This is a genomic window from Nocardia sp. FBN12, assembly GCF_050320175.1.
Classification (GTDB): Bacteria; Actinomycetota; Actinomycetes; order Mycobacteriales; family Mycobacteriaceae; genus Nocardia.
Genome location: NZ_CP190048.1, coordinates 2,601,285 through 2,627,361, shown reverse-complemented (window position 1 = coordinate 2,627,361; position 26,077 = coordinate 2,601,285). Strand labels below are relative to the sequence as shown.

20 protein-coding genes and 4 pseudogenes are annotated in these 26,077 nt (G+C 64.4%); 13 read left to right on the top strand and 11 right to left on the bottom strand.

The window, feature by feature from the left end; translation table 11 throughout:
• The first annotated feature begins 2 nt into the window (after window positions 1–2).
• The 6 genes from ACQHI0_RS12755 (at window position 3) to ACQHI0_RS12730 (ending at window position 7,482) form a co-directional block, all read left to right on the top strand.
• Window positions 3–833 (top strand): enoyl-CoA hydratase, encoded by an 831-nt coding sequence (locus tag ACQHI0_RS12755; RefSeq protein ID WP_427908143.1) that lies wholly within the window; start codon window positions 3–5, stop codon window positions 831–833.
• Window positions 834–878: 45 nt separating this feature from the next.
• A complete protein-coding gene (locus ACQHI0_RS12750; RefSeq protein ID WP_427908142.1) occupies window positions 879–1,700 on the top strand; it encodes an SDR family NAD(P)-dependent oxidoreductase in 822 nt (273 codons plus the stop codon).
• A complete protein-coding gene (locus ACQHI0_RS12745) occupies window positions 1,697–3,100 on the top strand; it encodes an alpha/beta hydrolase domain-containing protein (RefSeq protein ID WP_427908141.1) in 1,404 nt (467 codons plus the stop codon). Before ACQHI0_RS12750 ends, ACQHI0_RS12745 begins: the two co-directional genes overlap by 4 nt.
• A gap of 46 nt (window positions 3,101–3,146) precedes the next feature.
• The gene (locus ACQHI0_RS12740) at window positions 3,147–4,601 is read left to right on the top strand and encodes an AMP-binding protein (RefSeq protein WP_427908140.1); all 1,455 of its coding nucleotides are present in this window, start codon (window positions 3,147–3,149) and stop codon (window positions 4,599–4,601) included.
• Between the two features lie 168 nt (window positions 4,602–4,769).
• Entirely contained in the window at window positions 4,770–6,059 is a 1,290-nt protein-coding gene (locus ACQHI0_RS12735; protein WP_427908139.1) for an MFS transporter, read from the top strand.
• Window positions 6,060–6,201: 142 nt separating this feature from the next.
• Window positions 6,202–7,482 carry an MFS transporter gene (locus tag ACQHI0_RS12730; protein ID WP_427908138.1) on the top strand — a complete coding sequence of 427 codons (1,281 nt, stop codon included), beginning with the start codon at window positions 6,202–6,204 and terminating at the stop codon, window positions 7,480–7,482.
• Between the two features lie 128 nt (window positions 7,483–7,610).
• Here ACQHI0_RS12730 and ACQHI0_RS12725 read toward each other — a convergent pair.
• Window positions 7,611–8,484 (bottom strand): annotated as a pseudogene (locus tag ACQHI0_RS12725) (IS701 family transposase); the annotation flags it as partial.
• Window positions 8,485–8,493: 9 nt separating this feature from the next.
• Window positions 8,494–8,943 carry an integrase core domain-containing protein gene (locus ACQHI0_RS12720; protein ID WP_427908137.1) on the bottom strand — a complete coding sequence of 150 codons (450 nt, stop codon included), beginning with the start codon at window positions 8,941–8,943 and terminating at the stop codon, window positions 8,494–8,496.
• A gap of 46 nt (window positions 8,944–8,989) precedes the next feature.
• On the opposite strand from ACQHI0_RS12720, the pseudogene ACQHI0_RS12715 reads away from it, so the two are divergent.
• Window positions 8,990–9,168 (top strand): annotated as a pseudogene (locus tag ACQHI0_RS12715) (transposase); the annotation flags it as partial.
• Here ACQHI0_RS12715 and ACQHI0_RS12710 read toward each other — a convergent pair.
• Both ACQHI0_RS12710 and ACQHI0_RS12705 read right to left on the bottom strand, forming a co-directional pair.
• Window positions 9,168–9,376: pseudogene (locus ACQHI0_RS12710) on the bottom strand (IS3-like element ISMysp3 family transposase); the annotation flags it as partial. The pseudogenes ACQHI0_RS12715 and ACQHI0_RS12710 overlap by 1 nt on opposite strands.
• An 11-nt stretch (window positions 9,377–9,387) precedes the next feature.
• On the bottom strand, window positions 9,388–9,879 hold the full coding sequence (locus ACQHI0_RS12705) for a GbsR/MarR family transcriptional regulator (protein ID WP_427908136.1): 492 nt from the start codon (window positions 9,877–9,879) through the stop codon (window positions 9,388–9,390).
• A 131-nt stretch (window positions 9,880–10,010) separates the two neighbouring features.
• On the opposite strand from ACQHI0_RS12705, the gene ACQHI0_RS12700 reads away from it, so the two are divergent.
• The 5 genes from ACQHI0_RS12700 (at window position 10,011) to ACQHI0_RS12680 (ending at window position 16,974) form a co-directional block, all read left to right on the top strand.
• Window positions 10,011–11,576, top strand: a complete 1,566-nt coding sequence (locus ACQHI0_RS12700) for a GMC family oxidoreductase (protein WP_427908135.1) — start codon at window positions 10,011–10,013, stop codon at window positions 11,574–11,576.
• A 34-nt stretch (window positions 11,577–11,610) separates the two neighbouring features.
• On the top strand, window positions 11,611–13,053 hold the full coding sequence (locus ACQHI0_RS12695) for an aldehyde dehydrogenase family protein (protein ID WP_427908134.1): 1,443 nt from the start codon (window positions 11,611–11,613) through the stop codon (window positions 13,051–13,053).
• The gene (locus tag ACQHI0_RS12690) at window positions 13,050–14,210 is read left to right on the top strand and encodes a M20 family metallopeptidase (RefSeq protein WP_427908133.1); all 1,161 of its coding nucleotides are present in this window, start codon (window positions 13,050–13,052) and stop codon (window positions 14,208–14,210) included. The genes ACQHI0_RS12695 and ACQHI0_RS12690 overlap by 4 nt, the downstream gene beginning before the upstream one ends.
• Window positions 14,207–15,103 carry an alpha/beta fold hydrolase gene (locus ACQHI0_RS12685; protein ID WP_427908132.1) on the top strand — a complete coding sequence of 299 codons (897 nt, stop codon included), beginning with the start codon at window positions 14,207–14,209 and terminating at the stop codon, window positions 15,101–15,103. Before ACQHI0_RS12690 ends, ACQHI0_RS12685 begins: the two co-directional genes overlap by 4 nt.
• A gap of 797 nt (window positions 15,104–15,900) precedes the next feature.
• The gene (locus ACQHI0_RS12680) at window positions 15,901–16,974 is read left to right on the top strand and encodes a Glu/Leu/Phe/Val dehydrogenase dimerization domain-containing protein (RefSeq protein WP_427909149.1); all 1,074 of its coding nucleotides are present in this window, start codon (window positions 15,901–15,903) and stop codon (window positions 16,972–16,974) included.
• Between the two features lie 295 nt (window positions 16,975–17,269).
• Here ACQHI0_RS12680 and ACQHI0_RS12675 read toward each other — a convergent pair.
• The 6 genes and pseudogenes from ACQHI0_RS12675 to pdhA form a co-directional block, all read right to left on the bottom strand.
• A pseudogene (locus ACQHI0_RS12675) lies at window positions 17,270–17,487 on the bottom strand (S-(hydroxymethyl)mycothiol dehydrogenase); the annotation flags it as partial.
• Window positions 17,488–17,694: 207 nt separating this feature from the next.
• Window positions 17,695–18,717 (bottom strand): lipoyl synthase, encoded by a 1,023-nt coding sequence (gene lipA, locus ACQHI0_RS12670; RefSeq protein ID WP_427908131.1) that lies wholly within the window; start codon window positions 18,715–18,717, stop codon window positions 17,695–17,697.
• Between the two features lie 261 nt (window positions 18,718–18,978).
• Window positions 18,979–20,361 (bottom strand): dihydrolipoyl dehydrogenase, encoded by a 1,383-nt coding sequence (gene lpdA / locus ACQHI0_RS12665; RefSeq protein WP_427908130.1) that lies wholly within the window; start codon window positions 20,359–20,361, stop codon window positions 18,979–18,981.
• Window positions 20,362–21,672: a dihydrolipoamide acetyltransferase family protein gene (locus tag ACQHI0_RS12660; protein WP_427908129.1), complete on the bottom strand. Its 1,311-nt coding sequence runs from the start codon at window positions 21,670–21,672 to the stop codon at window positions 20,362–20,364. It lies immediately after the preceding gene.
• Complete coding sequence (locus tag ACQHI0_RS12655; RefSeq protein WP_427908128.1) at window positions 21,669–22,673, bottom strand: alpha-ketoacid dehydrogenase subunit beta; 1,005 nt, start codon at window positions 22,671–22,673, stop codon at window positions 21,669–21,671. Before ACQHI0_RS12655 ends, ACQHI0_RS12660 begins: the two co-directional genes overlap by 4 nt.
• Window positions 22,674–22,677: 4 nt before the next feature.
• On the bottom strand, window positions 22,678–23,796 hold the full coding sequence (pdhA, locus tag ACQHI0_RS12650) for a pyruvate dehydrogenase (acetyl-transferring) E1 component subunit alpha (RefSeq protein WP_427909148.1): 1,119 nt from the start codon (window positions 23,794–23,796) through the stop codon (window positions 22,678–22,680).
• 156 nt (window positions 23,797–23,952) lie between these two features.
• On the opposite strand from pdhA, the gene ACQHI0_RS12645 reads away from it, so the two are divergent.
• Entirely contained in the window at window positions 23,953–24,438 is a 486-nt protein-coding gene (locus ACQHI0_RS12645; RefSeq protein WP_427908127.1) for an Lrp/AsnC family transcriptional regulator, read from the top strand.
• 538 nt (window positions 24,439–24,976) lie between these two features.
• On the opposite strand, the gene paaE is transcribed toward ACQHI0_RS12645, so the two are convergent.
• Window positions 24,977–26,077, bottom strand: a complete 1,101-nt coding sequence (gene paaE / locus ACQHI0_RS12640) for a 1,2-phenylacetyl-CoA epoxidase subunit PaaE (RefSeq protein WP_427908126.1) — start codon at window positions 26,075–26,077, stop codon at window positions 24,977–24,979.

Sequence of the window (26,077 nt, the reverse complement as noted above, 5' to 3'; positions counted from 1 at the left end):
CCATGTCGGACAGCATCTCTGACGTCATCCGGTACGACATCGTCCGGCCCCGCGTCGCACAGATCACGCTCGCGAAGCCCGAAACCCGCAATGCACAGGACACCGAACTCCTGTACGACCTGAACGCAGCCTTCGACCGCGCCGCGCAAGACGACGACGTCTCGGTGATCGTGCTCGCCGCCGAGGGGCCGCACTTCTCCTCCGGGCACGACCTGCGCGAGCAGGACTACCCAGCGGCGATGGCGGCGCACGAGACGGTCGGCACCTGGTGCGGGTTCGGCTGCGCGGGTGCCGAAGGGCATATGGCCCGCGAGAAGGAGATATACCTCGGGTTCTCCGAGCGATGGCGCAACATCCCCAAGCCCACCATCGCCGCGGTCCACGGCAAGGTCATCGCGGGCGGCCTGATGCTGGCTTGGCCGTGCGACCTCATCATCGCCGCCGACGACACACAATTCATCGACAACACCGTCGCTATGGGCGTGAACGGCGTCGAGTTCTTCCACCACCCGTGGGAGCTGGGTGTCCGCCGGGCCAAGGAAATGCTCTTCACCTCCGACGTGGTCACCGCAGCTGACGCGTTCCGCCTCGGCATGATCAACCGTGTGGTCCCCCGTGCCGAACTCGAGGATACCGCGCTGGAGCTCGCGGAGCGGATCGCCCGGATGCCGTTGTTCGCCCTCAAGCTCACCAAGGAATCGATCAACGCCGCACAGGATGCCCAGGGCCGACCCCAGGCTCTGCAGACGTCGTTCGCGCTGCATCAGCTAGCGCACACCCACAATCGCGTGCGCTTCGGCGACCTCATCGACCCGAGATTCGCGCGGCCATAGGTCCGAATCTGTCCACCCGTTCTCATCCGAAGCAAGGTAAAGATCATGGCTGTTGATTTCGGTCTGAAAGGCCGCGTCATCTTGGTGACCGGCGGCGGCGGCGGCATCGGTCACGCCGCAGCGCTCGAGCTGGCCCGGCACGGCGCGGCGGTCGCGATTGTCGAGTCGCGGCAGGACTCCGGCAAGGCGGCGGTCGCGGCGATCGAGGCCGCCGGCGGCACCGCGTGCGCGTTCGTCGCCGACGTCTGTGACGAAGAATCGGTCGATGCGGCGATCGACGGTGCCGAATCATCGCTCGGGCCGGTCTACGGCGTGGTGACCTGCGCGGGTCTGGCCAAGCCGGCCCCCGCGGAGTCGATGCCCGTGCAGGATTGGGAAGCCGTCCTCTCGGTGAATGTCACCGGAACGTTCCTGACGACCAGGCTCGCGGCGCGACGCATGCTGCCGCGTGGCGAGGGCGCGATGGTACTGATCGGGTCGACCGATTCGCTCGGCGGTCAGGACGGTCGCGCGAATTATGCCGCGAGCAAACATGCGGTTGTCGGGCTGGCCAAATCGCTCGCATACGACTGGGGGCCGCGCGGAATCCGGGTGAACGTGGTCTGCCCCGGCCCGGTCGACACGCCGATGCTGCGGTCGGCTACCGCCGCGACGGGCATCGTGCCGGAGAAGCTTTATCTGCCGCGGACACCGCTCGGACGCCTCACGCGTCCGGTGGACCAGGCTCGCGCCATCACGTACCTGCTGTCGGATTACGCCTCGAACGTCACCGGAGCGGTCCTCCCCGTCGATGGTGGGTTGAGTGCCGGCTACCTCGCCGATCTCCCGGTACCGGCAACCGAAAGCGAAAGGATGTTGCAGTCATGAATGGTGTCGAGACGACAGTCGTCAGTGGCCCGGTCACCGGGGGGACGGGGCGAGTCTTCTACCCTCCGCTGGTCGACCTGGCTTCATACGGCTATGTCGAAGAGGAATTCTTCCTCGAGGGAGAAGCCGTGCGGTACACGCCGGGCGCGGGCGCCGAGTTCGGGTGGGACGGCCACTGGCTCGCCGAGCCGGTCGAGAGTGCCGCGTTCAAGACCAGGATCGTCGTCTACCGGCCGGCCGACCCGCAGCGGTTCAACGGCACGGCTTTCGTCTGCTGGAACAACGTCTCCGGTGGCATCGACAACATGACCGGACTGACCGTCGAGATGCTGGAGAGCGGAAGTGCTGCTGTCGGAGTCACGGTGCAACGGACGGGTGTTCACGGAATACCAGGAGATGATCGTGGACTCGTCGACCGGGATTCCGAGCGGTACGGGTCGCTGTTCCACCCGGGGGACGACTACTCCTTCGATATCTTCACCCAGGCGGCCCGTGCTCTTCGTCCCGCTCGAGATCGGTCCGTGGATCCGATGGGAGGGTTGCCGGTCAGGAAACTGATCGCGCACGGGCAGTCACAATCCGCCGGCCGGGTCGCAACCTACATCAACGCTGTACACCCGTTGGTGCGTGCGTATGACGGATTCGTCTTGGAGCTGTACTTCGGCTTCGGGCCGTCGCTCACCGTCGGGGACACGACCCTGAGCCTCACCGACCCGGACACGGTTCCGGGGCCGGAGGACCACGCTGCCACCAACGTGTTGCGGGACGACCTGGACGTGCCGGTGATGATCGTCAACACCGAACTCGAGGCCACCGTGTACCAGCCGGCTCGGCAGCCGGATACCGACCTGTTCCGAACCTGGGAGGTGGCCGGGGCGACTCATGTCTCCGAGCAGTACGTCCTCGGGGCCATGAAACGCAGTGAGAAGGAATTCGGCACGCCCAACCGCATGCTGCTCGGCCGCGGCATGAACCGAGTGCCGTTCCTACCCGTCTTGGAAGCTGCGTACCGGCACATGGTGACCTGGGTGAACGGTGGTCCGCCTCCGCCCGTGCAGCCACGGATCGAATTCGTGGAATCCGCCGTTTCGCGTGACCGCCTCGGCGTGGCCAGAGGTGGCATCCAGCTCCCGCAGATCCAGGTGCCGCTGGCCCGCCATGATGCCGTCCCGCTGGGAGCGGACCTGTTGAGCTGGCTCATCGGATCGAGTACCCCCTTCACTCCGGCAGCCATCACCCTGATGTACGGCGACGAGGCAGCGTATCTGGCGCGGTTCGAGGTGGCGGCTCGTGACGCGTGCGCCACGGGCGTGCTGCTCGAGCGTGATGTGCCCGCTCTGGTGGCGGAGGCACGAAGCGATTACCGACGCTGGACCAGCACCGAGACGCGTCCGGCCTGACCTGGCTGGAACGGCCTTCATTATCCCTTTATTTCCAGGATGTCCCATGTTCGCTTCCCTCGGAACCCAGCTGACGGCGCGCGCCACGAAACACCCGGACGCGCACGCAATTACCTGCGCCGGAGTGACGATCACCTACGCCGAGCTCGAGCGGCGGGCGAACCGGCTCGCCCGGGCGTACTCGAAACTCGGTGTACGCCCAGGCGACCTCGTCACATCGGGCCTCCCGAACGGGATCGAGTTCGTCACCGCAGCCTTCGCTGTATGGAAGCTCGGTGCGATACCGCAGCCGGTGTCTCCGCTGCTCCCGGCACGCGAGCGCACCGCCATCATCGAGCTCGCGAACCCGTCGCTCGTCGTCGGCGTGGCGGAGGAGATCCCCGGAGCGGTTTCCGTACCGGCGGGCTTCGATCCGGATCCCGTGCTGCTGGACGCGCCGCACCCGGATCGTGTCGCACCGGCGTGGAAGGCAATGACGTCCGGCGGTAGCACGGGGCGGCCGAAACTGATCGTCGCCGGGCCGGACTCGGCGCTCGACCCGGAGACGGGCAAGGTGACACACCTGCGCGACGGGGGCGTCGTCCTCGTACCCGGACCGCTCTACCACAACACGCCGTTCCATCTGACAATGGTCGCGCTCCAGATGGGCAACCACGTGATCATGCTGGAGCGCTTCGACGCCAAGGCCACACTCGGGGCGATCGCAGCGCATCGCGTGGAGGTGGTCAGTCTCGTTCCGACGATGATGCAGCGGATCGTGCGCTTCATCGAGGAGAGCGGCTACGAGCCCGATCTGAGCTCAGTACGTTCGGTGTGGCACATGGCATCTCAGTGCCCCTCCTGGCTCAAACGGGCGTGGATCGATCTCGTGGGGCCCGATCGCCTATGGGAGATGTACGGCGGCACCGAGTACGTCGCTGCCACGGTCATCGGCGGCACCGAATGGCTCGAGCACCCCGGCTCGGTCGGAAAGCCGGCCTTCGGAGAGATATGCGTCCTCGACGCCTCCGGGGAGCCGGTACCGCACGGTGAGGTGGGTGAGATCTACATGCGGCCACCGCACGGCGCGAAGATGTTCCGCTACATCGGTGCCACGGCGAAGACCGTCGGCGATTGGACCACCTTCGGGGACCTCGGTTCGATCGATGTGGAGGGCTATCTCTTCATCAGCGACCGCCGCACGGACATGATCGTCACCGGCGGTGCCAATATATTCCCTGCCGAGGTCGAGGGCGTGATCCTCGAGCACCCGCAGGTCCTTTCCGCCGTGGTCGTCGGCATTCCTCACCACGATCTGGGCCACATCGCGCACGCTGTCGTCGAGATAACCGGACCGGTGACCGAAAACGAGCTGCGTCAGCACGTGGCCGAGCGGCTCGTCCGATACAAGCAACCCCGTTCCTACCGTCTCGTGCGCGAGAGCCTTCGTGACGACGCCGGGAAGGTCAGACGCACCGCCATCCGTGACTCCGAAGCCGGCCGACTCGGGTCCGCACCGTAACCAACTCTGCGTCCCGGGCGGGTGTCTCGAGATGGGTTCCGCCAGTTCGGCGCAGAGGACTTGCTGATCCTGCGCGAGGTGTCGCGAAGCGGTCGCTACCCGCGACACCTCGCGGGTTCGGCCTGTCCATACCCATTCGTCCTACTCGGTCCCCTCCTGGAGTAATGTATGACAACCGCGATTACCAATGATCTCGTCGACGATCGACCACCACCGAGTTATCGACGACGTCGTGCCCTGTCAACCATCGGCGCGTTCTCACTGATGCTCGCGGTTTCCCTGAACTTCGCCTTCGGGTTCCTCGTTGTTCCCGGATCGGCGCACTTCAACGTATCGGCCGCACAGTTCCTCGTCTGGTTCAGCATCAGCACCGTGTCCATGGGCCTCTCGTCGGTCCCCTTGGGGAAGCTGATGGCCGCACACGGCACCAAGATCGTGGTCGTCTGTTCCGGACTGCTCGCCACCGCCTCGATGGTGTGTATGGCATTCGCACCGAACATCGCAACCTTCTACCTGCTGTCGATCACCGTCGGTATCGGCCTGTGCGGATGCACTAGCCTCGCCGCTACGACGATTGTGGTCGGGTGGCATCTGCACAAGCGGCGTGGGACCGTGCTCGGTGGCGTCATGGCGGCAATGGGTCTGGGTGGGTTCGCCTGGGGTTTCGTCTTTCCTCCTCTCCTCGAAGCAGTGGGGTGGCGAGCCGGTCTGCTGACCATTGCCGCCCTGATCGCGATGCTGACAGTGCTGCCGGGAATCTTCCTCATTTCGAACCCTCCGATCCCCGGCACGAATGCGCCTCGGACGGTGGCCGCCGAGCAGCGAAAAGTTATGCGAGCCGGCATCCGTAACGTGGTCGTCCTGGTGACGATCGCGGCTGCCATCTTCTCTTTCGAAGGGGCCTTCGCGGCGATCATGCCCGCCGTGTTCAGCGCCAACGGCCTGTCACCAGCCATGGCCGGCGCACTTGTTTCCTACTACTCGGTGTTCAGCCTCGTCGTGAAGCCGCTGCTCGGTTATATCAACGACCGCTGGGGAATTCACACGATGCTCGGCCTGCTGAGCCTCGCATACGTGGTGGGCTTGCCCGGGTTGTCGCTGCTCGGCGACAGCGGGACGATCGGCTACTACCTCCTACTGCCGGTGGCCGCCCTCTCCCTCGCGGCGCCGACGATCGCAGCACCGCTCGTCATCACCCGGTGCGTGGGTGCGCAACGCTACTCGGCCGTGTACGGCACGATGATCGTCGGCAACTGCGTCGGTCTCGCGCTGGGCGCTCCGGCGTGGGGACTTGCCTACGATGTCTTCGGTTCCTATCGCGTGGCGCTCGCGCTCGCAGGTGTCGCCGGTCTGATGGCCATGGCGTTGCTGCTGATCGCCGTGCGGACGTCCAGGCGTCCGGATACCGAGGCCGCCGCTGCATACCCGCAGGGGACGCCGCCCGCCTCGAGCGCGTGAGTCTCCTTGCCGCGCCGGCCTCCTGACCTCAGATCCCGTTGCTGTTCGGCGCACGCCGAATCGGACCGTACCAACCCGCTTTCCGGCATCGCGGACGTGCCACCGCCCGTACCGCCGATCCAACGAATGGACCCAGCCCGCCATGAGTGATGCTACCGACCGTGCTCCAGCGAAAAATATTGTGAGGAAACCACATACACGTTCGTACCAGGTCGTAATCGTGGCACTATGCACAGTCCTGAACATGATCGACGGATATGACCTTCTCGTCGTAGGGTTCACGCTCCCTCACCTTCCCGAAGGTTTCGCCACCAACCCACAGAAGGGATACCTGCTCAGCGCTGCGCTCGCAGGCATGGCGATCGGCGCGATCGGTCTCGCGCGGTTCGCGGACGTCTTCGGGAGGCGCCGGGTACTGATCGCCGGGCTCGCGGTGAACACGATCGGGTTGGCAGGCTCCGCATTGTCGACAGGATTTGCGACGTTGCTCGTGAGCCGCCTGGTCACCGGCGCCGCAATCGGAACAATCAGCGTTGTCATCATCGTGCTCGGCCAGGAAGTCGTATCTCAGAACAGGCGCAGCCTGGCGCTGGGAGTCATCATGATCGGCTCGCCAATCGGTACGATGCTCGCCGGTTTCGCCTCGGCCGGCTTGATGTCCATGGCAGGTGGCGCGTGGCAGGGCTTGTTCTGGATCGGCGCTGCGGCCGGCTGCCTGTCGCTCGTCCTGACTGCGGTGCTCCTCCGCGAATCAACCGACTTCGTGCAGACGACCTCCGAGACCCACGTCGACGTGCGTCTCCTCGGACCCGACCTCCGCTATCGGACTCTCCTGCTCGCCTCGGGCTACTCGATGATCGCCGCCGCCTACTACTTCATCGGAACATGGACCCCCCAGCTGATTTCGGACGTGAGCGGCAGCACCGACAGTGGCGCCTTCGCCGGAATCATGGTCGGGGTCGGTCAGGTCATCGGAGGATGCGTTTACGGTGCACTCGGCGTGCGAGTCCTCGGCGCACGGATCGCCGCGGCGGCCGCGGTGATCGCAAGTGTGGCAGTCGCCGCGTTCGCAGTCGCACTCGACGGTCCCGTCGCGCAGTGGCTGGCCGCGATACTCGGTGGCACCGTATTCGCAGCCCTGACCGGGTACGTCGCAACGTCGACCGCCGTGTACCCCCTGCGCGCACGGGCCAAGGGGTACGGCGCAATGCTGGGTGTCGGACGAGGCGGCGCCATTATGGCGCCCGTCGTCGCGGGCTACGCGTTGAACGTGGTCGACGCCCGTGCCATGTACCTCGCGGTCACCGTGCCGCTGATGATCGCCGCACTTGCCGCAATGGCGCTTACCCGCGTCGCGCGCTCGTCCGAGAACGGAAGAACCATTCTGCGCTCGACTGGTAGCCCGCAGGCCCCGCGTCCCTAGTACTCCAGCCGCAATTGGCTATGTAATTGGTATCTCCGCTGGTAGTGGGCTTTCCTGGCTCGGTATTGGTGCCGACGGCGCCAGGTCAACCACTGCCAGATGGGCAGTGCGGTCGGAGCGGTGGGCGATCACGTGTGCCAGGCGACGGCGGATCTCGCCGAGGGTGAGCGAGAGGAGTTCGCCGCCAGTGCGTTTGGGGATATGGCTGCGTGACTGCGAGGTAGGTTTGGGCGAGCATGGCGAGGGTGATGTGGCGGTACCAGGCGTCGTATCGGCGGGTAGTGGTCGAGGCTGATCTCGGTTTTCGCGGTCTGGAAGCAGTCCTCGATGGCCCAGCGGGCGCCGGCGACCCGGAAGAGGGTGTGGTCGCTGGCGCCGGTGGGTGCATAGCACTGTAGTGGGCGATCTCGAAGTCGCCTTTGCTGTTCGGGGTGAGGGCCCGTCGTCGTGCGAGTAGCCAGCGGCTCCAGCCTGCGGTGGTCCACTCGCAGACCGGCAGTGACGACGTAACCGCCCAGTCGAGCATGCGCGGTCCCTTCGCTCCGTCACCGCAGCTCAGGCGCTTCCACGCCTTTGGCGGTGCTTGCGTGACGAGGTGGTCGGCACGGGTGCAGCCCGCGGTGATCGGGATAGTCTGGCTACCTGGCACCGCCACCACGTACCCGATGGCGGGTTTCGAGCCAGGTCCGGAACTTGTAGTCGCCGCCGTAGGCCTCGTTCGCGGTCACCCAGCGGGCCGAAACCCCGCCGTCCAATGCTCGTGCGAGCATCTTCTTGGCGAGGGTGGCCTTGGTGGCAAACTCCACGCTATCGGGCCGTTCGCCTCCCGCCAGCGTGCGCGTCCTCGGTCCACGACTTCGGCAGATACAGTTGCCGATCGATCAGCGTGCGGCCTCTTCTGGTGGCGCAGGCGCACAAGACTTCCAGCTGGCAGTTGTCGATCCGCCTTGCCGGAACCGAGTATTGCCGTTGCACCCCAAGATATTTCACACCCTTCTCAAGGACTCGTTGTCAGATTGGTTCGGTTTTCTCGAGCCGGGGTAGCAAATGCACCAGCCGCATCCATTGAGCATCGGTCAGGTTCGCACGGCCCGTCGCCACTACGCTGGTCACGAGGTCCTCGGTAAGTTTGGGGTTCCCCCGAATAGGTGGACGGGGTTCGCTTGCCTGAGCGGCAGCCTTGAGTGACAACTCATAATCGATGGGTGAACGCATCCCGATAGACGAGTGCCGCCGCCGATGATTGGAGTACCGCGTCCAGTTGTCAACCGCGGCAACAACTTCAGCTTTCGTGGCGAAGCTGTGCCGGTAATAGCATTCGTGCTTGAAGGTCGACCGCAGCGATCCGCGCCGGCGTTGTCCCAGCAAATCCCGTCGCACCCATCGACCGCAACAATCCGTGGACTCGGTGCGCGGCTTCGACCCGGTACTCGGTGAATACGATCGACGCGGACGAGGCATGGTGAACTTCCTTTCAGGGACCGATGGTCCCGCTATCTCGGATGTCCACTACTTCAGGGGAACCTCAGAGGCTGCCTTCGCCGCCCTCGTCGGAACCTGCCTATCCCCGCATCATCCGGAAACACGGTGCGACACAGGCTCAATCGCGGCGGCGACCGCCGCCTGAACCGCGCGTTGACCACCGTCGTCATCGTGCGGATGCGCATTGATCCCGCCACTCGCGCGGAATGATGAATGGTGTGGCCCGACAATGAGTGCCCGTCACGAGTGCGGACCGTCGCATCCTGGCGGATCGCGGACTCGACGAAGACTGCGGTCTTGCTGGTCGAGCATTCCCAGCCCGGGATCCGGCCGGCGTAGGCGTCGATCGCAACGCTGTGTAGACGAACGCGCCGGTCAACAGTCTGACGTAGGTGAAATCCGCGACCAGCAGCGCTGTCCGGGTTACCCCTGGTCCGGATGCCGCTGAGGCTTGTATTCCTCGACCAGCCGTTGCAGCTGCTCCACCATGAACGCGTAGTAGGCCCGCATGTCGAGCAGCCGCGTCTGCTGCGCGGAAGGCAGACGACTGCCATGCTCCTGTGCCGCCTCCGCGAGCGCCAGCAGCTGCTTGGTCTGGTCGAGTTGGTGCTGGAGGCAGCCGACCCAGGCATCGTCGCGCCATTCGTAGACGGCCTGGCGAACGCCCGGCAGCTTGATCCGGTCGACCGTGCCGTTGGTTATGAGCAGGCGGGTCATCTCCGATGCCGAGCCCTTGCTGGCGCCCAGCGCCTGCTGCAGCTCTGCGAGGGTCATGGGGGCCGGGCTCAGTATGAGTATGCCTGCCAGGCGTCCCGCCATGGGCGGCCATCCCATCGCCGTGCCAATCCGCAGTCCGAAGTCCTCGATGAGCTGCCGGTTGTCGGCGGCTTCGCTGTGGACTGGGCCTTCCGACATCTAAATCTCCCCTCCGTACGGAAAAAAATGAATGTTCACTATTGACTGAACTTAGTTGGGGTGACATATTAGCATGCATCCGCGCCGGAAACTCCGGTGTGTGACGGCTATCGCATCCTGGGATGGAAGATATGGCAAAGCGCGATTGGGATCTCATCGTGGTGGGCGCGGGGTCGGCGGGTGCTGTCCTTGCTGCCCGCGCCGCAGCTCGAGGTAGGAAAGTCCTGCTGGTTGAGGCAGGCCCCGACTACCGCTCGGCCCAGATGCCGCAGGTGTGGCGCTCGCCGAATCCGGTTGTCGCCCTGATGGATCCCGCGGCCTCGGCGGATCTGGTCTGGACGGGTCTGGACTCGTCGCGGACCGAGAAGCAGCCGCAGGTGCCGTACTGGCGTGGCCGCGGTGTGGGTGGAAGTTCATCGATCAACGGTCAGATCGCGATACGGCCCCCGATGGAGGACTTCGAGGACTGGGCCCGGCTCGGCTGCGAAGGGTGGGCGCCGGACGATGTCCTGCCGTACTTCGCCAAGTCGGAGGACGACGAGGACTTCGGCGACCAGCCGTATCACGGCCGCGGCGGCCCGACTCCGATCTATCGGACCCCCAAGGACAAGTGGGGGGCTGTGGATCGGGCCATGGCCGAATCAGCCCTCGCCGCCGGCTTCGAGTGGGCCGCCGACGTCAACGCTCCCGGTGCCACCGGTGTATCGCCGTACCCGATCAACTCCCGTGACTCGCTTCGGGTCAGCGTCAACGACGCCTATCTCGAACCCGCTCGTGCCCTGAGCGGCCTCACCATCCGCGGCGATGCCTTGGTAGATACCGTGGTTTTCGAGGGAGACCGCGCCGTCGGTGTCCACATGGTGGTCGACGGGACCACGGTCACCGAGTACGCGAACGAGGTGATCCTCAGTGCGGGCGTGATTCACTCGCCGGCCATTCTGCTGCGCTCGGGCATCGGTCCCGCTGCCCAGTTGCGGGGTCTGGGAATCGACGTCCGCCAGAATCTCCCAGTCGGACTCGGTATGCAGGACCACGCGATGGTGTTGCTCTCGATACCGCTGCGGCCCGAAGCAACCATCAAGTCTCCGCACGACCGGCACACGAACGTCTGTGTGCGCTGGTCCAGCGAGTCGGGCACGCACTCGAACGATCTGCTCTTCACCTCGCTCAACCAGAACGTGCTGGCGATGGCCGCCGCCGACACCGAGACACACGCCGGCGCCTTCGGCGTCTGGCTGAACCAGGCGCACTCGCGCGGTGAACTCGCTCTGGTGTCCACCGATCCCCGCGTCCACCCGCGTGTCGAACAGAGGATGCTGTCCGACGACCGGGATCTGGCCACGCTGCGGGAAGGGGTGCGGGCCCTCGTCGAACTGGGCCGCAGTCAGGAAGCATCGCCGATCCTCGCCGGATCGCTCGAGGAGGCAAACCAGCCGCTGTTCGAGGTCCTCACCAGTGACCGCGATCTCGACGACTACCTGCTGGCCACGATCATCGACGCCCAGCACGGCACGAGCACCTGTCGGATGGGCGCACCCGATGCCGCGGACACGGTCGTCGACTCCGGCTGCCGGGTGCTGGGCGTGCAGGGGCTGCGCGTCGTGGACGCTTCGGTGTTCCCCTCGGTGCCTAGGGCCAACACCAACCTCGCCACCATCATGGCCGGCGAACTCATGGCCGACCGGCTCGATAGCTGAAATCGTCCAATACGGAACAGAAACGGCAACGAACATGAAAAACCTGCAGCACTACATCGGTGGCCGATGGGTGGAGCCCGCCGACCGGGACATCCTCACCGTGGTCAATCCCGCCACCGAAGAGGGGTTCGCGCGCTTCGGCGCGGCCTCCGCACACGACGTCGGTCAAGCAGTAGCAGCCGCGGTCGAGGCACATCCCCAGTGGGCCGCGCTCTCCGTCGCCGAACGCGTGGACCGTATCGACACTTGGGCCGACGCGATCAACGAAGATGTCGCTGAGCTGGCTGAACTGGAATGCCGTGAGATGGGCAAGCCGGTCGCGGTCGGGCGATCCTTCATCGAAGGATGCGTAGCGGGGCTGAAAGCCGCCGCAGCGCAGGCGCTCGCCTATTCGTTCACCGAGACGGTGATCGGACCGGACCAAGCGCGGACCGACATCGTCAGGCACTCGCTAGGCGCCACCGCGGTGATCACGCCGTGGAACTTCCCTGTCACCATGGTCCTGACCGCGATCGGCCCGCTGCTCGCCGCCGGAAATACCGTGGTAGTCAAGCCTTCCGAGCGCTCTCCCGTCTCGACTGTGCGCCTGGTCGAGCTGGCTGAGGCTGCCGGTATGCCGCCTGGCGTTGTGAACCTTGTGCTGGGTGACGGACGCGCTGGAGCGGCGCTCGCCGGACATCAGGACATTCAGCTCGTGCATTTCACCGGTTCGGTCGCTGCCGGTCGAGGCGTCGGGGCCGCGACTGGCAGCCGTCTGCGCCGATCCGTACTCGAACTTGGCGGCAAGGACCCGGTGGTCATCGATGCCGGCGTGGATCCGGTAGCGACGGCGCGGGCGGTCGCATTCGGCGCCTTCATCAACACCGGCCAGATCTGTACCTCTATGGAACGGATCTACGTCCATGAGCAGATCGCGGACGAGTTCATCGACGCGCTGGTCGCCGAGGCGCAGACCTTCACCCTCGGCGATGGCATGGAGCCTGCCACGGTGCTCGGGCCGCTGGTGGACGAAAGCCAGCGCGATATCGTCCGACGGCACGTCGACGACGCAGTTCACAAGGGTGCCACTATTCGCACCGGGGGACTGGTTCCGCAGCGGTCCGGCTATTTCTACCCGGCCACAGTGCTCACCGACGTCGACGACACCATGCTCGTGATGACCGAAGAGACGTTCGGCCCGATCGCACCCGTTGTCGTCGTGCGCAGCTTCGAAGAAGGACTGGCGCGGGCAGCCGAATCACAGTACGGCCTCGCCGCCACCGTGTACACCGACGACCCTGACCACATCGCGGCAGCCACGCGACTTCCAGCAGGTGTCGTGTGGGTCAACCAATGGCAGGGCGGCGGCCCCGAGCGACTGTACGAGCCCGCAGGCGACAGCGGGATGGGGGCCACCGGTGCACGCGCCGCCTATGATGCCGCTACCCGGCCGTCCGCGGTGCATATTGCCCCTGCCTCCCCGGCTGCGAGTCGATGACCACCATGAAGGACGCCACAGCGCGGCGCGTGCGCGCGGTGGGCAACCAGTTGGTCGACCTTTCACATCGCATCCACGCGCACCCGGAACTTGCCTTCGAGGAACATCGGGCCAGCCGATGGGTCGCGGACGCGCTGAACGACGCAGGGTTCGACGTCCAGCACGGCTGCTACGACCTGCCTACGGCAGTCGATGCGACTATCGGCAGCGGTCCCACGCACATCGCGGTCTGCGCGGAGTACGACGCTCTGCCGGAGATCGGGCATGCCTGCGGCCATAACATCATCGCCGCCGCGGCGGTCGGTGCCGGGATCGGACTCGCGCCACTGGTCGACGAACTCGGGTTGACCGTGCGCGTGCTTGGCACTCCGGCTGAGGAAGGCGGCGGCGGCAAGGTTCTCATGCTCGAAAAGGGCGCTTTCGACGGGCTGCGCGCCGCCATGATGGTTCATCCCGCAGCCGTCGAGATGGCGGCGATGCCCGGTCTGGCCATCACCCAGTTCGACGTGACCTACCGCGGCAAGCCGGCGCACGCCGGCGCCTACCCCGAACTCGGTGTCAATGCAGCCGATGCCATGACCCTCGCTCAGGTCGGCATCGCGTTGCTGCGTCAGCAAACCTCCGCCTCCGACCGCATCCACGGCATCAGCACCGAAGCCGGGATCGCAGCGAACATCATTCCGGATGTCAGCCGCGGCCGGTGGATGGTACGCACGGACACCCTGAACACCCTGAAACCGCTGGCCGACCGCGTGCACCGTTGCTTCGAAGCCGGCGCCCTGGCCACAGGCTGTGAACTGTCCACGACACCAGCAGGCCCCGACTATGCCGACCTGCGTCCCGACCAGGATCTGCTGGCACTGTGGGTGGCCAACGCCAAGGCCCTCGGGCGGTCCTTCCCAGACCTCCCGAGCAGTGTTGTGGGCGCGGCCACCGACATGGGCAACGTTTCGCACGTCGTACCCACCATCCATCCGATGCTCGGCCTCGACTGCGCCCCGGCAGTCAATCATCAGCCCGAGTTCGCGGCCGCTTGTATCACCGCAACGGCCGACCGGGCGGTCCTCGATGGAGCGATCGGGATGGCCTGGACCGCCATCGACATCGCGCTGGCCGCGCTCGACCAGAGCCCTGGAGCAACGGAGAGTGGCAGATGACGGATACGAACAGCAGCCCTGTAACTGGCGAAGAAGGCTGGGCAACACGCCATAACCGCCGTATGCACTGGACGGCCATGGGGAGCGGGGACTACACCATCGTCCTCGAGGCAGGCATCGCGGCCAGCAGCAGCGCCTGGAGTCTCGTTCGGGCGCCCCTTGCCGCCTTCGCCAGAGTCGTCGCCTACGACCGCGTCGGATACGGTACTGGGAACAGGGCCCAGGACACGACCGTCGATGATGCTCTTCTCGACCTGGAAGCCGTACTCGAGCAGTCTGGCGCCAACGGGCCGCTCATCCTCGTCGGCCACAGTTGGGGCGGTGTGCTGATACGCCTGTTTGCTGCGCGTCACCCGGACCGCGTCGCCGCTCTGGTACTGGTCGACGCGACCCACGAAGGCATGAGAATCATGCGCAGCTCCGTCTTTGTCCTGTTGAGCCGGATCGCTGCCACGATGCAGGCGAGGAAGGCTCGCACCGGCGCGCTGCGCAGGTCACTCGAAGCGGGCCGCGGCGAACTCGGTCGTGTGCTCGCCACATTGCCGGCGGTACTGCGTGGCGAACTGCTGGACGAGCTCAGCTCTCCGACCACCTGGCACCAATCCGGGTACGAGCTACGTGGCGTACCTACCGCGCTGCGCTCCATGCCGTCGGCCTCACTCGATGTTCCGGTGATCGCGGTGATCGGCACGCAGGCGGTCGGCGCCGCAGAACGAAAGGCGCGCACCGCGATCCGCACGGCGTACGAGGCCTGGCTGCCCACAGTGCCGAATAGCCGCCTGCTGGAAGCAACACGCAGCGGCCATGCCGTGCCCTTGCAGGATCCTGAACTGCTCGTCGACATCCTTCGCGACTTGGTCGCATCACTGTCGGCGGATGAGAAGAGCGTCTAAGACAGTGGCACCGGCTGCCTCGGTGTCCACCCCGATGGTGCCTAGGTACACGGCCGAACGGGTTGAGCGGTTTTTTTCGCGAAGACCCGGGGTTCGGGTACCGATTCCTCGCCGATGAGGCCGCCGTCGCGGATGGGGCGAAACCGGAGCGGACAGCGTGGCGGATCTGCTCAGCGAATCGCTGGTGGAGCGCATTCGGCGAAACGACGATGCGGGAAAATGACCACGGTCGGTTTACCCGTGTCATGACGACCTGGTCGGTCGCACATTTCAGCGCGCATGCACAGAATTTGTTGTGGTTCAATGATACTGCCGAGAAACGCATTCACTGACGATTTTCCAGACCGACACCCAGAGATCATCGGCAGTCGTCGGACGGGCTGGTGGCCTGAGCGCGACGACAACTGCTCAAGCCCACCTTTCAGCAAGCCAAAGGTGTCATGTCGGTCTTTTGCCATCTGTCCATCACGGTATAGCCGCTGACAAGGCGGTGAGGCATTCGGCTGGAAGGGCAATCGCTAAGGGCCAAACGTCTTCGTATTAATCAAGGTTATTGCAATCAGATCTCTCGCTTGTGACTATTAGCAAACACAATGTATTTGAAGGCAGGCCTGACGCTCGTGGAGTCGTTGGATGCGCCGCACCACCGAATTTTCCTTCCCACTGACCTACGGATACCGCGGGTCAGTACCTGGATGCGACCGGTGGGCGGACGAACAGCGACGCTGCCAGACCACCCGGACCGCTGATGGGCGTGCGTCCCAGGCCGGAGCGAACACCGAACGGAAGTGAACACCATGAACTTTGACGACGCATTGACGTGGGACGGGGAACTTACTGTGACCCGCTACGACCCACAAACCGGAGCGTTTTTCGTCGTCCGCCTGCACTCGACACAGCTCGGACCGGCTGCGGGCGGAACTCGCGCAGTACAGTACGCATCCCTGGCGGACGCAATCGAAGATGCAGGAAACTTGGCAGCAGCGATGACGCTGAAGATGGCCGTAAGCGATCTTCCTATGGGAGGAGGTAAATCCGTGATCGCGCTACCGGCACCCCGGCACGAGATCGACGACACCACATGGGCTCGAATTCTGACCCTGCATGCGGAGAACATCGACAAGCTCGAGGGCAATTATTTCACCGGTCCAGATGTAAATACGAACTCTGCGGACATGGACGCCCTCAACGACGCAACCAGCTTCGTGTTCGGCAGGTCGACTGAGCGCGGAGGCGCTGGATCGAGCGCTCACAACACCGCGCTCGGTGTGTTCGAGTCACTGAAAGCCACCGCCGCGCATCATCAGATGGGCAACCTCTACGGACTCACGATTCTTGTCCAGGGACTCGGGGCCGTAGGCGGCGTCGTTGCAGATCTCGCCTCGAAGGCAGGAGCTCGCCTTATCGTCTGCGACACCGATGCCCAGCGCCTGGCGTGGGCAGAAGAACTCGGACACACCGTTATCGGAGTCGACCAGGCCCTGTGCACGCCTTGCGACATCTTCGCCCCCTGCGCGATGGGTTCGGTCATCGACCGTCGTGTCGCAGCCGAACTACCCACTCGTGCTGTCGTCGGAGCCGCAAATAACATCCTCTCAGACGGGCACGCCAGCACGATTCTCCGCGAGCGTGGAATTCTCTATGCCCCTGACTTCGTCACCAACGCTGGCGGGGCACTACATCTGGTGGGTCGCGAGGTTCTCGGCTGGGACAAGGACACCGTCGAACAGCGCACTCGCGGTATCGGCGACACACTGGCGGAGGTGTACGCAATCGCTCAGACGAATGCCACTACCACGGACCAAGCCGCACTGACGCTCGCGAACCGGCGCCTCGGTGACGCACGCAGCAACCGCAGCACCGACCGGTAGCGCTGCCGACTATCAGCTGTCCACCCGGCTACGACCGCGGCGTACCGGGTCCAAACTGGCGCGTCATTCGTGGTGTTGCCGGTGTAGACGCGCGTGCGCTGGGAGCCGTGAGCAGGCGTCTGCGGATGGACCCGGTGCGTCGTGAGCGACCAGTACTCCTGGCCTGAATGTGTCTGCTGCCAGAGCGGGTGGTTGTCGGGGTGCACCAACACGGGCGCGCAGGTGGCTTCGCCCAGATACGGGGCATTTTGGAGGGATCCAGAGGTCACCACCTTATCGATACGAAGCCGCCCGCCTACGGTAGGATCGTCGACCCCAGCACGTTGCCTTCGTGCATGGCGGGGAAGGCCTGCTCCACCTTGTCGAGGGTGATGTGCTTGGTGACGAACGCGTCCAGCGGCAGTCGTCTCTGCAGGTACAGGTTGATCAGCATCGGGAAGTCGCGATCCGGCAGACAGTCGCCGTACCAGGAGGATTGAGCGACCCGCCCCGGGAGAAGAAGTCGATCAAGGGCCGGCATCGATGTCGACATCGGCGAGTCCGCCGGTGAGTTCCGGACAGCGGACTGTGTCGGCCGCTTCGTAGCCGAGCAGGAACGGGAACTTATCGTTGATGCCAGCTCGCGATAGGTGAGGTCGGTGTGTCATGCGTCGGACGCGGCCACGGACAGCCGCGGGCAGCGAGACCGCGATTCCACGTAGGCCGGTGCCCGGCATTCGATCAGCGCTTCTGGGCGATCGCCGACGTTGCATCTTGCCGTATGGCGCTTTGCTCGGCGAGGTGGGCCTGGTTCGCAGGAAGAGCCCGACCGTGGTGCGCCGACGCCTGCGCGTAGAGGCGGCCGGCGCGGTACGACGAGCGGACCAGCGGCCCGGACAGGACACCGGCGAAACCGATCTCGTCGGCGGCCTCGGCGTGCTCGACGAACTCCTCCGGCTTGACCCAACGCTCGACCGGATGGTGCCGAGGCGACGGGCGCAGGTATTGGGTGATCGTGATGATGTCGCAGCCGGCCTCGTGTAGATCCACCATCGCGTGGTGGACCTCCTCCGGCGTCTCGCCCATGCCGAGAATGAGGTTCGACTTGGTGACCAGACCGGCGTCGCGAGCCGCGGTAATGACGCCCAGGGACCGCTCGTAGCGGAAGGCCGGGCGGACCCGCTTGAAGATGCGGGGGACAGTCTCCAGATTGTGGGCTAGGACCTCCGGTCGAGACTCGAACACCTCGGCGAGCAGGTCAGGTTTTCCGTTGAAGTCTGGGATCAGGTTCTCGACACCCGTGCCGGGGTTCAGCGCGTGGATCTGTCGGACCGTCTCGGCATACAGCCACGCTCCACCGTCGGGCAGATCATCGCGGGCGACACCGGTGATCGTCGAGTAGCGCAGGCCCATGGCCTTGACGCTTTCGGCCACGCGGCGCGGCTCCTCGCGGTCGAGAGCCGCGGGCTTGCCGGTGCCGATCTGGCAGAAGTCGCAACGGCGGGTGCACTGTTCACCGCCGATCAGGAACGTGGCCTCGCGATCCTCCCAGCATTCGTAGATGTTAGGGCACCCGGCTTCCTCACAGACCGTGTGCAGTTCCGCTTTTTTGACCAGCCCCTTGAGCTCGGTGTACGCCGGGCCCATTTTCGCGCGGGTGCGGATCCAATCGGGTTTGTGTTCGATCGGAGTTTCCGCGTTTCGGATCTCGAGCCGGAGCAGCTTTCGTCCCGCTGTTGGAGGTTTCCCGATCTGTTCATCCATTTGTGTGTCTTCTTCCGGATCGCGATACCCAATTGGTTCCGATAGAGCTCACTGTTCATCGGAGACGATTTCGTCCACCACCGAATCATTCGAGACGGCCGTGAAATGCGCTCTACCGGGCATTCAGCGACGAGTTCGAGATCGGGTTCGGTTGATTTTGTAGATCGTTTCGGTACCAACCGTGTGAGGGTGGCTCTGTGGAGGCTCGTCGAACGGGGTGGAGGTTTCGATTGGCGGGGCCGGACCTCCACCCCCGGACGATCAGCTGTGTGAGTGCAGCGGAGTTCCCGCGAGCGCGAGCATCGCCTCTCCGAACGATTCGTTCTGCGTAGGGTGTGCGTGCACGAATCGCGCGATATCTGTGGGTAGCGCCTCCCACGCCACCGCGAGCTGCGCTTCACCGATCAGTTCGCTGACGCGATCACCGACCATATGTACACCCACTACGGGCCCGGGGCTGTCGCGATCTCCGGCCCGGACGACCTTGATGGCTCCAGCCGTTCTCAGGATCTGGCTTTTGCCGTTACCCCCGAGATCGTAGACAACGGATGTGACCTCACCGTGTTGCTCGCGGGCGGTTTCTTCCGTCAGACCGACAGAGGAAACCTCAGGATGCGAGTACGTCACCCTGGGAATCAGGTGCTCGTCGACGTGGACGGGGTCGAGTCCGGCGATCTGCTCTGCCACGAAGATTCCGTGCTGAAAGCCGCGGTGCGCGAGCTGAAGCCCAGCGACGATGTCTCCGACCGCGTAGACACCGTCGGCACTGGTGCGGAGGCGCTCATCGGTAACGACGAAGCCGCGTTCGAGAGTGATCCCTTGCTCGGCAAAGCCGCTGTCGGCGGTGCGTGGTCCACGCCCGACTGCCATCAGCAGTACCTCTGCCTCGAGTAGCTGACCGCCGTCGAGTTCGACAACGACCCCGTTGGCGGACTCCTTCGCGGCCGCGACTTTGGTCGCCGTCAGGCTCGAAATTCCGTGCTTGCGCAGGGCCCGTTCGAGCAGCTTCGAACACCATGGGTCTTCAGCGGGGACAAGGCGGGGGAGCGCTTCGATGATTGTGACATCTGCGCCGAATGATGCCCAGACACTGGCAAATTCGACCCCGATGACGCCTCCGCCGAGCACGATCGCGGACTTCGGTGCGTAATCGAGCTCCAGTGCGCGATCGCTTGTGACGATGCGGTCGCCGAGCTCGATGCCCGGAATAGTGCGTGCGTGCGAGCCGGTAGCCAAGACGACAGAGGATCCTGTGTACCGGGTTCCCTCGACGTCGACAGTCCGGTCGCCAACAAGGGTCCCGTGTCCGTTGACCACGCTGATCTTGTGATGTGCAACTAGTCCGCTCAGGCCCTTGTGCAGGCGGTCGACGGTGTTGTCCTTGTACTTGTGGACAGCGGCGATATCGATGCCCTCGAAGGCTGCCCGAACCCCGAATTCCGCACTATCCCGTACGGTGTCGGCGACCTCGGCGGCGTGGAGCAGGGCTTTGGTGGGAATGCAACCCCGGTGCAGGCAGGTGCCGCCGACCTTGTCGGCTTCGATCAGTGTCACCGATAGGCCCAGCTGAGCGGCACGAATTGCGCATGCGTAGCCACCGGATCCGCCCCCCAGAATGAGGACATCGCTCTGTGTCACAGTCATTCAGAGCCTCCCCAGCACAGCGATCGGATTCTCGATGTAGTCGCCGAACAATCGCAGGAATCCGCCGGCAACCCCACCGTCACAGACGCGGTGGTCGAAGCTGAGAGAGATCTGGGTGATCTTGCGAACGGTCAGCTCGCCGTCGACTACCCAGGGTTTATCGATGATGCGGCCGATGCCGAGAATGGCCGCCTCAGGATAGTTGATGATGGGCGTCGAACCGTCTACTCCGAACACTCCGTAGTTATTGAGGGTGAAAGTGCCCCCAGTCAGGCGGTTTGGGGGAAGCTTGCCGTCACGGGCGAGCACCGTGGTTGCCCGTAACTGCTGTGCGAGCTCGACCGTGGTGAGGCTGTCGGCGCTTTCGACCACAGGGACGACCAGACCACGTGGTGTTTGCGCCGCGATTCCGAGATGCACGCTGCCGAACTGGATGATCTCTGCACGAGCGGTGTCGACGGTGGCGTTGAGCTCCGGGAACTGCTGCAACGCTGCGATGGTCAGCCGTGCGAGCAATGCCAGCAGGCTGATTTGCTCGTTCTCCGCGAGACTGGCATTGATCGAGCGGCGGGCCTGGATGAGGTTGGTGGCGTCCACGTCTACCCACGTCGTCGCATCGGGGATTTCCCGACGACTGGTGGAAAGTTTGTCCGCGACGGCCTTACGCAGCCCCTTCAGCGGGACCCGCTGATCGGAGTTGGTCATGCGGATCGCCGCAGTGAGTGGCCCAGGCGCTCCTGCTATCGCCTGCTCGACGTCAGCGCGGCGGATCACGCCGCCGAACCCTGTGGGGATCACGGTTGAAAGGTCGATCGCGTTCTCGGCGGCGAGGCTTCGCACGATCGGCGAGATCACGCGGCTGGAATCGGTGGTGGCCGCACTGTGCAGCGGAGCTGGGATAGTAGGACGGGTCGTACTTGCCGGTGGGGTTGTCGTGGAGCGAGAACCGACGCGCCTTCGGCGTTTGCGGGTGTCGTCGCTGGTCCCGTAGCCGATCAGCACATTGCCCGATCCTGCGCGCTCCTCCTCTCGGTACTGTTCGTGCGCCGAGGGGGTAGTCGGTGAGGTTCCGGTTCTGGTGACTGTGATCAAGGGGGTATCAACTTGCAGTGTGGCACCTTCGTCTCCGTGCAGGGCCACGACCGTCCCGTCGAACGGAATAGGCACCTCGACAGAAGCTTTGGCGGTTTCGACCTCGACTACTACCTGATCGATGACGACGGTGTCGCCGACCTTCACTTTCCATTCCAAGATCTCGGCCTCGGTCAGTCCTTCACCGAGATCAGGGAGCAGGAATACCTGGTCACTCATGCGGTCACCGCCCAACGGGTGTCGGCGATGTCATTCCACTGCAGTCTGTCGACGGCGTCGAGCACTCGGTCGACACCGGGCAGATGCAGGCGTTCGAGCTTCGGGGCAGGGTAAGGGATGTCGAATCCACTGACCCGCAATACCGGTGCATGCAAGTGATGGAAGCATCGCTCCTGAACACGAGCAGCGATCTCTGCGCTCACGCCGGCGAAACCCTGCGCCTCCTGGATCACGATGCACCGTCCGGTCTTGCGCACCGATGTCATCACAGTCGTATCGTCGAACGGGACAATCGAACGCAAGTCGATCACTTCGAGGTCGTGACCCTCGGCCGCAGCAGCCTCAGCCGTCTCGAGTGCAACCGCGACCGACGGACCGTACGCGATCAGGGTGGCGTCTCTACCCGCACGCCGCACCGTAGCCGTCCCGAACGGTGCGCCCTGGACAAGCTTTACGTCGGCTCGGGAGAAGTACAGTCGTTTGGGCTCGAGGAAGATCACGGGGTCGGGGTCGTCGATCGCGTGCCGCAGCAAGGTGTAGGCGTCCTCGACGGTCGCTGGAGCAACCACCTTCAGACCTGGGGTGTGTGCGTAGTAGCCTTCGCTGGAATCGCAATGGTGCTCGACGCCGCCGATCCCGCCGGCGAACGGTATGCGAATGACCATCGGAACCGACAGCGCACCCTTGGTGCGGTTACGAATTTTGGCGACGTGGGAGACGATTTGCTCGAATGCGGGGTAGGCGAATGCGTCGAACTGCATCTCGACGACCGGCTTGAATCCAGCCATGGCCATACCGATCGCGAATCCGATGATGCCGGATTCGGCCAGCGGTGTATCGAAGCAGCGGTCTTCACCGAAGTCACGGGTCAGCCCATCGGTAACTCGGAACACGCCGCCGAGGGTGCCGACGTCTTCGCCGAAGACGACAACGTTCTCGTCCGCGGTGAGGGCATCCCGCAATGCTGTATTGAGCGCCTGTGCCATGGTGAGTGTGGGCACGATGTCAGTTCTCCTCGATCTCGGCTGCGAGTTCTGCTTGTACCTGGGCCTGCTGTTCACGCAACTGCGGAGTGGGCTCGGCGAAGACATGGCGGAACAGATCGAGCGGGTCAGTTGGGCGATCGGCGTTCATGCCGTCCCGGAGCGCTGCAGCTTGAGCCTCTGCTTCGGCGGTGAGGTCGGCAACATAGCCATCGTCGATCATGCCCTTACCTCGCAGATATGCCTCCAGGCGTAGAAGTGGGTCACGCTGCAGCCACTGCTCGACTTCGGCGGCGTCGCGATACCGGGTCGCGTCGTCCGCGTTGGTGTGGGCGTCGATGCGGTAAGTGTGTGCCTCGACGATCACAGGTCCATTGCCTGCCCGGACGAACCGCGCGGCCTCATCCATCACCGCGAGCATCGCGACAGGGTCGTTCCCGTCCACCTGTTCGGAACCGATCCCGTAGCCGATTCCTTTGTGCGCCAGGCTCGGTGCAACGGTTTGCCGGGCGAGTGGCACGCTGATCGCGAATCCATTGTTCTGAACCAGGAATACCACCGGCGCCTTGAACACGGCCGCAAAGTTCAACGCCTCATGGAAATCACCCTCACTGGTCGCACCATCGCCGCAGAACGCGACCGCGATCGTGGGGTTGCCCTTCCGGCTCTCGCCATACGCCAGGCCGGCCGCGTGCAACAGTTGAGTGGCCAGGGGAGTGCACTGCGGGGCACTGCGGTGGGCAGCCGGATCATACCCACAGTGCCAATCGCCGGCGAGCATGCTCAAGATCTGCACTGGCTTTACACCGCGGGTCGCAAGTGCCACCGAGTCTCGGTAGGTGGGGAACATCCAGTCCGACGGCTGCATGCTCATCGCAGCCGCGACTTGGCACGCTTCCTGACCACGCGAAGACGGATAGACGGCGAGGCGTCCCTGCTTTGTCAGTGCTGTCGCCTGCTGGTCGAATCGTCTGCCCAGCACCATGTTTCGGTACATATCGACGAGGCGAGCATCGTCGGGGCGTGGGTACCGAGCTTCGCTCGACATAGATTCACCCGCTGGACTCAGGTACTGAACCACGGTGTCCGCGGGCAAGTACTGCCTGTACTCCTGCGTAGGCGCACGTTCCACGAGCGTCACATCAACCTCCAAGAATGCATTGTGTCGACCAATGCTCGCAATGTGATGTCACTACCACAACCAGCAATCGAATTTCGACGACATATTGTCTAAGATGGGAGGAACCGATAGCACAATGTCCACTCGCTATGCGATGGCCGCACTCAGGATGGACGAATGGCAGTGAACACCGATGACAACCACGAACTGGACAGGGTCGATCGGCGAATCATCCAGCTCCTGGTGGAAGACGGCAGGATCTCGATGCGATCGCTCGCGGAGAAGGCGCATATTTCTCGGGCCCATGCCTACGTGCGGATCGAGCGACTACAAGGGGCGGGGATCATCGATGGGTTCACCACCCGCATCGCTCACGGGCGGGCGGGCTTCGGTGCGTCCGCGTTCATTGCACTATCGATACGTCAGGACTCGTGGAAAGGTGTTGCCACGCGTCTTCGAACGCTGCCGTTTGTCGAGCATTTCTCCCTACTGGGAGGCGAGTTCGACGTGCTGGTGCTGGTCCGCGCACCAGACAATTCCAGCCTGCGCACCCTCGTACTGGATCGGTTGCAGAGTTTGGACGGCGTGCAGTCCACTCGGACGTGGCTCATCTTCGATGAGGACAACGGACCAGGACCGACATGGCTCAGCGAGGGAGAATGACGAGCGCAGCCGCAACGGGCATAGCGCTGATCTGGCCGATTGCTGTTCGACGCCCGGCGAATGTGAAGTCATCATGACCCCACCGGCCTGTTAGGACTGCACCGGCGCTCAGCTGGACAGGGTTCTCGTCGCCTGTAGCGGGACAGCCGCGCTTGGTGTTGCCAGGTCGACCAGGCGGATGTGATTGCGAGGTGGCCCCGATAGTCGGGAGAGCTGATTTTTTTGATTCCGTTGGATGGGGCAATGCGAGCTCGAACGAGTGCTGCGGGTGGTCGGTGACGAACCGCACGATCACCTCCGGATCAGGTTGAGCTCCGAGGCGAAATATGCACTCGCTGAACGCAATACCACGTAGACCCGTTCGAGCTCGGCGACGTTCTCACGCAAACCCGTCCGGGTGCCCCTCGGTGCTGCCACGATGGCTCCGTCCGGGTCCTATCGGACCACATTCGGAGTCCTCCGAGAAGGCGAGGAAACCTCGAGGCGAGACAGCTTCCGGCATCTGGTATTTCGCTGCGCGGGTACAGGCCGAGCGGTTTCAGGCGTCGAAGTCGATGGTGACGGCATCACTGCAGGGCAGGGTTTGGCAGGTGAGTACGAATCCAGCGCCGACTTCATCGTCGTCGAGTGCATAGTTGCGGATCATCTGCGCATCGCCAGTGGTGACCTTGGCGCGGCAGGTGCCGCAGACGCCGCCCTTGCAAGCGAAGGGGAGATCGGAGCGGATGGCCTCGGCGGCGTCGAGGATGTTCTGGTCGCGCGGCAGGGTGCCGGTGGTGCTGCGGCCATCAAGGACGATGGTGACCTCGCTGGAGGGGCCCTCGACCCCCGGCTCGCGGTGGATCTGTTGCGGGGGCGGCACGTCGTCGACGAAGAACAGTTCGTGGTGGATGCGTGCGCTGTCGATGCCGAACTCGCCGAGGACGGTCTGGGCGTCGGTGACCATGCCATAGGGGCCGCACAGCCAGACGTCGTCGATATCTGCCACGGGTACGACCGCTGACACGATGTTGCGGAGGCGATCCGCATCGAGGCGGCCGGTGAACAGTTCGACATCGCGGGGTTCGCGGGAGAGTACGTGGACGACTTCGAGTCGGGTGCCGTAGCGATCCTTGAGGTCGGCGATCTCCTCCGCGAACATCACCGAGCGAGTGCGCCGGTTGCCGTAGAGCAGCACTGCCGACGAGTGGGGGTTCGCGAGGACCGATGCCGCGATGGAGAGCATCGGCGTGATGCCCGAGCCCGCGGCGATCAGCAGGTGCCTGCCAGCGACGGCAGGGTCGACGACGAAGTTGCCGGCCGGTGTCTGAACCTCGACGACGTCACCGGCGCGGACGTCACGGACGAGCCAGGTGGAGAACAGCCCGCCCGGCACCTCCCGCACGCCGACGCGGGGCGAACCGCCGACGGGTGCACAGATGGAGTACGACCGGCGATGCTCGACGCCGTCGATGGTGCGGCGCAGAGTCAGGGACTGTCCAGCCTGGAAATCGAACTCCGCAGCCAGGCTGTCCGGGACTTCGAAAGTAACGGCGACTGCGTCGTCACAGAGACTCTCGACGTCGGCAACCTGTAGATGGTGGAAGTCGCGATTGCGTGGAGCGCGGCGGATATCGGGTGACTCAGCGGTGGTGGTCAT

Excerpts from the sequence above, each read along its gene's own strand:
- ACQHI0_RS12695 (WP_427908134.1), top strand. The coding sequence starts at position 11,611 with ATGAAAAACCTGCAGCACTACATCGGTGGCCGATGGGTGGAGCCCGCC.
- ACQHI0_RS12720 (WP_427908137.1), bottom strand. The coding sequence starts at position 8,943 with ATGCCTCGTCCGCGTCGATCGTATTCACCGAGTACCGGGTCGAAGCCG.
- ACQHI0_RS12690 (WP_427908133.1), top strand. The coding sequence starts at position 13,050 with ATGACCACCATGAAGGACGCCACAGCGCGGCGCGTGCGCGCGGTGGGC.
- ACQHI0_RS12680 (WP_427909149.1), top strand. The coding sequence starts at position 15,901 with ATGAACTTTGACGACGCATTGACGTGGGACGGGGAACTTACTGTGACC.
- ACQHI0_RS12660 (WP_427908129.1), bottom strand. The coding sequence starts at position 21,672 with ATGAGTGACCAGGTATTCCTGCTCCCTGATCTCGGTGAAGGACTGACC.
- ACQHI0_RS12740 (WP_427908140.1), top strand. The coding sequence starts at position 3,147 with ATGTTCGCTTCCCTCGGAACCCAGCTGACGGCGCGCGCCACGAAACAC.
- ACQHI0_RS12735 (WP_427908139.1), top strand. The coding sequence starts at position 4,770 with ATGACAACCGCGATTACCAATGATCTCGTCGACGATCGACCACCACCG.
- paaE (WP_427908126.1), bottom strand. The coding sequence starts at position 26,077 with ATGACCACCACCGCTGAGTCACCCGATATCCGCCGCGCTCCACGCAAT.
- ACQHI0_RS12755 (WP_427908143.1), top strand. The coding sequence starts at position 3 with ATGTCGGACAGCATCTCTGACGTCATCCGGTACGACATCGTCCGGCCC.
- ACQHI0_RS12705 (WP_427908136.1), bottom strand. The coding sequence starts at position 9,879 with ATGTCGGAAGGCCCAGTCCACAGCGAAGCCGCCGACAACCGGCAGCTC.
- ACQHI0_RS12685 (WP_427908132.1), top strand. The coding sequence starts at position 14,207 with ATGACGGATACGAACAGCAGCCCTGTAACTGGCGAAGAAGGCTGGGCA.
- ACQHI0_RS12745 (WP_427908141.1), top strand. The coding sequence starts at position 1,697 with ATGAATGGTGTCGAGACGACAGTCGTCAGTGGCCCGGTCACCGGGGGG.
- lipA (WP_427908131.1), bottom strand. The coding sequence starts at position 18,717 with ATGGATGAACAGATCGGGAAACCTCCAACAGCGGGACGAAAGCTGCTC.
- ACQHI0_RS12700 (WP_427908135.1), top strand. The coding sequence starts at position 10,011 with ATGGCAAAGCGCGATTGGGATCTCATCGTGGTGGGCGCGGGGTCGGCG.
- ACQHI0_RS12645 (WP_427908127.1), top strand. The coding sequence starts at position 23,953 with ATGGCAGTGAACACCGATGACAACCACGAACTGGACAGGGTCGATCGG.
- ACQHI0_RS12750 (WP_427908142.1), top strand. The coding sequence starts at position 879 with ATGGCTGTTGATTTCGGTCTGAAAGGCCGCGTCATCTTGGTGACCGGC.
- ACQHI0_RS12730 (WP_427908138.1), top strand. The coding sequence starts at position 6,202 with ATGAGTGATGCTACCGACCGTGCTCCAGCGAAAAATATTGTGAGGAAA.
- lpdA (WP_427908130.1), bottom strand. The coding sequence starts at position 20,361 with ATGACTGTGACACAGAGCGATGTCCTCATTCTGGGGGGCGGATCCGGT.